Raw genomic sequence first — 6,000 nt, 5'->3', positions numbered from 1 at the left:
GGATTCGAACCTCTGACCCTCAGATTCGTAGTCTGATGCTCTATCCAGCTGAGCTACGGGCGCGTCTCAGAGCGTCAAGACGCTAGAGCGTCTGGCCTGATGGACGCCGAGATAACGGCTTCATTTCGTCTTGGCAACCCCAAAATCATCGAGGGCCCGAATTCTCCGCGACTGTGGACAGGGATGCCGTCATGCGCCGTCTCAACGCGTTTGCGCCGCGACGGCGGGCGCCTGTTGCCGGCTTCGCTTCGCGCGCTGTGCGCGGCCGCCCTTCGGCAGCTTCTCGGCGATTCCGTAAAGCCGCTCGCGCCGGTCGATCTCGCTCCAGATCTCATCCGGCTCGATCCCCATGGCGGTCCAGAGGACGATCAGGTTGTAGATGAGATCGGCGCTTTCGAGGATCGCCGCCTGTCGCTTGCCTTGCAACGCTTCAAGGCTGAGCTCGACCGCTTCCTCAGCCAGTTTCTTCGCCATCTTGGGCAGGCCGTCGGCAAAGAGTTTTGCGGTTCGCGAGCAAGCCGGGTCCCGGAATCGCGCTTCGAGGACGGCAGCGTGGAGTCTCTGCAGCGAATCGGCCATCCGACGAGCATTGGATCGCTCGATGAGAGTTTGATGACAGCCGGCAGGAGGAGGGCAAACCGGTGGCCCCATTCGCGGCTCGATCCTGCTGCGAAGGGCGGCGTGCCGAGCCGCCCCCGCCATCGATGCTGCGTCAGCGGGTGGCGCGACGGGTCGTCCGGACGACGGTCGGGGCTGTCACCGCACCTGCCGCGCCGCCGACCACGGCACCGACCGGCCCGGCCACGACGGCTCCGGTGCCGGCGCCAACTGCTGCGCCGCCGATGCGCTGCTCCGTGGTATTGCCGCAGGCGCCGAGAGCGAGGCCTGCGGCAGCGATCAAAGCCAGTGTCGAAATGCGCATGATGGGGTCCCCCCGAGGAAAGCTCAGGGGAAACGCTGCCGCGGCTACTCTGTTCCCCGGACTTTCCCGCGCTCTTTTGCGCGTGCGAGTGCGAACGCACTTGCGATCTGCGGAAAAATCCGTATACAGCCGCCATCGCATCAGTCGCACCATTGTCATGGGCGGTGAGGGCTTGGCCCCAAGTCGCAGGCTGAAGGTTTTTGACCGGCGCGTCCGCAAGGGCGGGTCGATGGAGTTGAGACGATGAAGATCCGCAATTCGCTGAAGTCGCTGCGCGCGCGCCATCGCGACAACCAGCTGGTGCGCCGCAAGGGCCGCGTCTACATCATCAACAAGGTCCAGAAGCGCTTCAAGGCGCGTCAGGGCTGAGCTTCTGCGCGGCTCTCGCCGCGCGAAAGCCCGACCGGGACTTTGCAGAGCGGGGCGCCGACCGGCGCGCCCCGCTTTTTGCGTTGCGCGCTCGCCCAGGCGTGATTTGACCTGCCTGAACACGTGGCTACAGTCGACGGCATGATGCGTTTCCATCTGGCGCCTGCTTTCGCTTTCGGATTGGCCGTGGCCGCCTCTCTCGGCACGGTCGCGGCTCCCGCTCAGGAGGCCGCGCCGCCGCGGCCCGGCACGGTCGCGCCTTCCGACAAAGCCGATAATCCCGTCACGCCCTCCGCCCCTCAACGCGGCCCGGCTGCGACGCTCGAGCGGCTGTTCGAGCGATTGCATGAGGCCAAGACGCAGGAAGAGGCCGAGGGGGTCGCGCGGCTGATCCAGCGGCGTTGGGCGCGATCCGGCTCCGATACCGCCGACCTGCTGATGACCCGCGCTCAGAAGGCCTTGCAGGAGAAGCAGACGGAAATCGCGATCGAGCTGCTGGATCGCGTCATCAGCCTGCAACCGGACTGGGCCGAGGCCTGGAACCAGCGTGCCAATGCGCTCTACCTCTCCGGCGATTCAATCCGCTCGATGATCGATATCGGCGAGACGCTGAAGCGCGAGCCGCGCCATTACGGCGCGATGATGGGGCTCGGCATGATCCTGCGCCAACAGGGCGACGACAAGGGCGCCATGATCGCCTTCCGCAAGGCGCTGACGATCTATCCGGAATTCGACGCCGTGAAGAAGGCGGTCGACGCGCTCAAGACCGAGGTCGATGGTCGCGACGCCTGAGCGTCGCAACCAGCCGCGCCCTGCCCTCCCCGCTCAGGCCTTCGCCACATGCTCCTGGGCGATGAAGGCGATCCGCACCATATTGGTCGCGCCCGGCGTCCCGAACGGCACGCCGGCGACGACGATCACCCGGTCGCCGATCTTGGCGTAATGCTCGCGTACCGCGAATTTGCAGGCGCGGAAGGCCATGTCGTCGGCGTCGCTGGCGTCCTTGGTCACTATGGCGTGGACGCCCCAGACCAAAGTGAGCCGGCGCGCCGTGGCGCGGTTCGGCGTCAGCGCGATCACCGTCGAGTTCGGGCGCTCGCGCGCGATGCGGAAGGCGGTGGAGCCGGACGAGGTCCAGGCGCAGATCGCCTTGAGGTTCAGCGTCTCGGCGATCTCGTGGGCGGCCTTGGCGATGGCGTCGGCACCGGTGGCCTCCGGCTCGTTGCGCTGCGAATCGAGGATCGAACGGTAGACCGCGTCGTTTTCGACCTCCTCGGCGATGCGGTTCATCATCGTCACCGCTTCGATAGGGTACTGGCCAGCGGCGCTCTCGGCCGAGAGCATCACCGCGTCGGCCCCTTCGAAGACGGCAGTGGCGACGTCGGAGACCTCGGCGCGGGTCGGCACCGGGCTGGTGATCATGCTCTCCAGCATCTGCGTCGCGACCACGACCGGCTTGCCCTTGAGCCGGGCCATGCGGGTCAGCCGCTTCTGCGTGCCGGGGACCTTCTCCAGCGGCATTTCGACCCCGAGATCGCCGCGCGCCACCATGATGGCGTCGGAGGCGTCGATGATCTCCTCCATCCGCACGACCGCCTGCGGCTTCTCGATCTTGGCGAGCGCCAGCGCCCGGCCGCGCACGATCTTGCGCAGCTCCGCCATATCCTCGGGGCGCTGCACGAAGGAGAGCGCGATCCAGTCGACCCCGACCTCGGCCGCGACCTCGGCATCGGCGCGGTCCTTCTCGGTCATAGCCGAGACGGCGATGGTGGTGTCGGGCAGGCTGACGCCCTTGCGCGAGGACAGCCGCCCGCCGACCGTGACGCGCGTGACCGCCTCCTTGGGCGACGCCTTCTCGACGACGAGGCGCAGCTTGCCGTCGTCGAGGATCAGGGTGTGGCCGGGCTCCAGCGCGCTCAGGATCTCTGGATGCGGCAGGTGGACGCGCTTGACGTCGCCCGGCGCCGGATCGGAATCCAGCGTGAAGCGGGCGCCGTTCTCCAGCATCACGCCGCCATCGCCGCCGAACTGGCCGACGCGCAGCTTCGGGCCCTGGAGATCGGCGAGAATCCCGACCGGACGATGAAACTTGGCCTCCAGGCCGCGCAGCATCGCGATCTTTTCGGCCAGCGTCTCGCGCTGGGTATGGCTCATATTGATGCGGAAGACGTCGACGCCCGCCTCGAAAAGCTTGGCGCACATCTCCTCGCTCGAGGAAGCCGGCCCGAGGGTGGCGATGATCTTGATCCGGCGTTCGCGCTTCATTGCTTTTCCCCTGCGGTCCGAGAGCCGGTGCGGCTTCGGTCCCATCCAGGCCCCTTCAATCGTTGCAGAGCTGCCATCGGCCAGCAATCCTGCTGCCCCGACGCGGCGTCCCCTGTTTCCCTTTGGGCAGGCCCGAATGGCCCGCCTTTTATCGTTCTCGTGCTCGCACCCGCCTCGCCGCGCCGCTCATGGTCGGGGCGACGCAGTTCCGCCCGTATCGGTGAGCTGGATCGTCCAGCTCTTCTGCTCTCCGGTGTCGACCTCGAAGAAGCCGGCGCGGTCATAGCCGCGTGCCAGACAGTCCTCGATGCCGCGAATCGTGAATTCCTTGTTGCGGACACACATGACGGATTTGCCGGTCCACTCGCCGCCTTTGTCGTAGTCAACGGCGTGAACGTAATAGAAGCGCGCCGCCAGCGTGCCGCGCAGCAGGGTTTCGCAGCCGCGCGGGCTGATGTTCCACCAGCCTTCGGTGGTCCAGCCCTGCGCGTCGCGGTAGCCGATCGCGACGCCGATCCGGCTCGACGTGGTGTTGCACATGCGCAGATCGGCCTTCGCGGGCACGGCGCCTGCGATGAAGGCTGTGGCGCAGCAGGCGGCCAGAAGGCCCGTTCGCTGATTGAAGGAGAATCTCACGGCTCGATCAGGATCACGCGGCAGTCGTTGACGTTGGTCAGCGTCGGTCCCGGCTGCAGCAAATCGCCCAGCGCTTCGAAGAAGCCGGTCGAATCGTTTTCGGCGAGGGATCGGGCGGGATCAAGGCCGATCTCGGCGGCGCGCGCCAAAGTTTGGGGATCGACCAGCGCGCCTGCCGGGTCGGTCGCCTCGCCGCCGCCGCCATCCGTGCCGTCCGTGTCGCCCGCGAGTGCGACGATGCCGGGCTCGCCGGCCAGCGCGATCGCCAGCGCCAGCGCGTATTCCTGGCTCGGGCCGCCCCGGCCGGAGCCACGCAGCGTCACCGTGAGTTCGCCGCCGGAGAGGATGGCGGCCCGCCTGCCCTCGCGCTTCAGCCGGCGTGCGAGTTCGGCATGATCTGCCGCGACCTCTCGCGCCTCGCCTTCCAGATCGGGGCCGAGATCGTGCACCTCGTAGCCCTCCGCCTCGGCGACGGCGCGGGCGGCGGCCAAGGCATCGGCCGGGCGGGCGATGATGCGGAACGCGCTGTTGGCAAAGGCGGGATGGCCGGGTTTCGGCGTCTCGTTTGCGGAGTCGTCGAGCAGCGCGCGGGCGGCGGGCGGCAGATCGAGCCCATAGCGGGCGACGATGGCGCGGGCCTCGTCCGTAGTGAACGGGTCCGCGACGGTCGGGCCCGAGGCGATGGCGGTGGGCTCGTCGCCCGGCACGTCCGAGATGGCGAGCGTCAGCAGCTTCGCCGGCGCCGCCGCAAGCGCGAGCCGGCCGCCCTTGATGCGCGACAGGCGCTTGCGGACGATGTTCATCTCACCGATTGGGGCGCCGGAGCGCAGCAGCGCCTTGTTGACGGCCTGCTTCTCGGCAAGCGTAAGCGAGCCGGCCGGGGCAACCCAATTGGCCGAGCCCCCGCCCGAAAGCAGGACCAGCACGAGATCGTCCGCGGTCGCGGAAGCCGCCAGCGCCAGCGCGTGTTCGGCGCTGTCGATGCTGCCCTGATCAGGCACGGGATGGCCGGCGGCGATCATCGGGATCCGGCGGGTCGGAGCGGTGTAGCCGTGGCGAGCTACGGCATGACCGAAAAGTCGCTCCTGCGGAAAACCGCCATCGAGATAATGCGCCTCGGCAAGGGCGGTCATGCTGCCGGCAGCCTTTCCGGCTGCAAGCAGGATCAGGCGGCCCGTTGCAGGGGCAGGCGGGAGATGTTGCGGCAGGCATTCGGCCGGATGGGCCCGGGAGACGGCGGCATCGTAGATCTTCCGCGCCGTCGCGCGCGGCTTCGCTGTCTCGCTCGCAGGACTGTGCACGTTGCCCATTTCCACCCAGCGTCGTCGCTGGCCGCGACGGTCCTCTTGATTCTTCCTAGATGGCGCGAAGGCCGGCGTCATCTGTCTTATCCAGATTAAGTCATACTTTTCATCGTCGGCCCGAAGCGGGTGATTGCGGCATCACAGCTGTTGAGGGCGAGCGGTTTCCGGCTTGACGCCCAGCCCCGATCCGGGCGAACGCTGCCGGCCGAATTTTTATACCCCGGAAGGATATCAGATGGACGATCCGGTTCAGGGCGACCAGCTCAAGAGCATCGTCGAGCGCATCGAGCGGCTCGAGGAAGAGAAGAAGACGATCGCCGACGACATCAAGGAGGTCTATGCCGAGGCCAAGGGCAACGGCTACGACGTCAAGGTGCTGCGCAAGGTGGTGGCGCTGCGCAAGCGCGATCTCGAAGAGCGCAAGGAGGAAGAGGCGATCCTCGACCTCTATCTGCAGGCGGTCGGCGAGACGGTCTGACAGCATCCTGCACGCGATTTTGCCCG

At 67.3% G+C, this 6,000-nt stretch carries 8 protein-coding genes; 3 read left to right on the top strand and 5 right to left on the bottom strand.

Translation table 11 applies throughout. The features are described from left to right. Positions 1-201: 201 nt before the first annotated feature. Both hisE and AC2FAN_RS15655 read right to left on the bottom strand, forming a co-directional pair. Positions 202-702: a phosphoribosyl-ATP diphosphatase gene (gene hisE, locus AC2FAN_RS15660; protein ID WP_442864842.1), complete on the bottom strand. Its 501-nt coding sequence runs from the start codon at positions 700-702 to the stop codon at positions 202-204. Positions 703-712: 10 nt separating this feature from the next. After that, on the bottom strand, positions 713-922 hold the full coding sequence (locus AC2FAN_RS15655; RefSeq protein WP_265050394.1) for a hypothetical protein: 210 nt from the start codon (positions 920-922) through the stop codon (positions 713-715). A gap of 243 nt (positions 923-1,165) precedes the next feature. Here AC2FAN_RS15655 and ykgO point away from each other — a divergent pair, with 243 nt between their 5' ends. Continuing rightward, the gene (gene ykgO, locus AC2FAN_RS15650; protein WP_038363015.1) at positions 1,166-1,291 is read left to right on the top strand and encodes a type B 50S ribosomal protein L36; all 126 of its coding nucleotides are present in this window, start codon (positions 1,166-1,168) and stop codon (positions 1,289-1,291) included. A gap of 186 nt (positions 1,292-1,477) precedes the next feature. Further along, positions 1,478-2,083 carry a tetratricopeptide repeat protein gene (locus tag AC2FAN_RS15645; protein ID WP_265050395.1) on the top strand — a complete coding sequence of 202 codons (606 nt, stop codon included), beginning with the start codon at positions 1,478-1,480 and terminating at the stop codon, positions 2,081-2,083. A 33-nt stretch (positions 2,084-2,116) separates the two neighbouring features. Here AC2FAN_RS15645 and pyk read toward each other — a convergent pair whose 3' ends face one another. The 3 genes from pyk to AC2FAN_RS15630 form a co-directional block, all read right to left on the bottom strand. Then, the gene (pyk, locus tag AC2FAN_RS15640) at positions 2,117-3,556 is read right to left on the bottom strand and encodes a pyruvate kinase (RefSeq protein WP_265050396.1); all 1,440 of its coding nucleotides are present in this window, start codon (positions 3,554-3,556) and stop codon (positions 2,117-2,119) included. 186 nt (positions 3,557-3,742) lie between these two features. Next, a complete protein-coding gene (locus AC2FAN_RS15635; protein WP_485175258.1) occupies positions 3,743-4,159 on the bottom strand; it encodes a DUF1036 domain-containing protein in 417 nt (138 codons plus the stop codon). Positions 4,160-4,188: 29 nt separating this feature from the next. After that, the gene (locus tag AC2FAN_RS15630; RefSeq protein ID WP_485175233.1) at positions 4,189-5,493 is read right to left on the bottom strand and encodes a glycerate kinase type-2 family protein; all 1,305 of its coding nucleotides are present in this window, start codon (positions 5,491-5,493) and stop codon (positions 4,189-4,191) included. A 238-nt stretch (positions 5,494-5,731) separates the two neighbouring features. Here AC2FAN_RS15630 and AC2FAN_RS15625 point away from each other — a divergent pair, with 238 nt between their 5' ends. After that, positions 5,732-5,974, top strand: a complete 243-nt coding sequence (locus AC2FAN_RS15625) for a DUF2312 domain-containing protein (protein ID WP_038363023.1) — start codon at positions 5,732-5,734, stop codon at positions 5,972-5,974. Positions 5,975-6,000: the final 26 nt, after the last annotated feature.

The sequence above is a fragment of the Allobosea sp. RIT-PG3_2 genome (assembly GCF_057321085.1).
Note: the sequence above shows the minus strand (reverse complement) of the source record. Positions and strands in the feature narration are given on the sequence as shown.

Excerpts from the sequence above, each read along its gene's own strand:
- hisE (WP_442864842.1), bottom strand. The coding sequence starts at position 702 with ATGGCGGGGGCGGCTCGGCACGCCGCCCTTCGCAGCAGGATCGAGCCG.
- AC2FAN_RS15655 (WP_265050394.1), bottom strand. The coding sequence starts at position 922 with ATGCGCATTTCGACACTGGCTTTGATCGCTGCCGCAGGCCTCGCTCTC.
- ykgO (WP_038363015.1), top strand. The coding sequence starts at position 1,166 with ATGAAGATCCGCAATTCGCTGAAGTCGCTGCGCGCGCGCCATCGCGAC.
- pyk (WP_265050396.1), bottom strand. The coding sequence starts at position 3,556 with ATGAAGCGCGAACGCCGGATCAAGATCATCGCCACCCTCGGGCCGGCT.
- AC2FAN_RS15625 (WP_038363023.1), top strand. The coding sequence starts at position 5,732 with ATGGACGATCCGGTTCAGGGCGACCAGCTCAAGAGCATCGTCGAGCGC.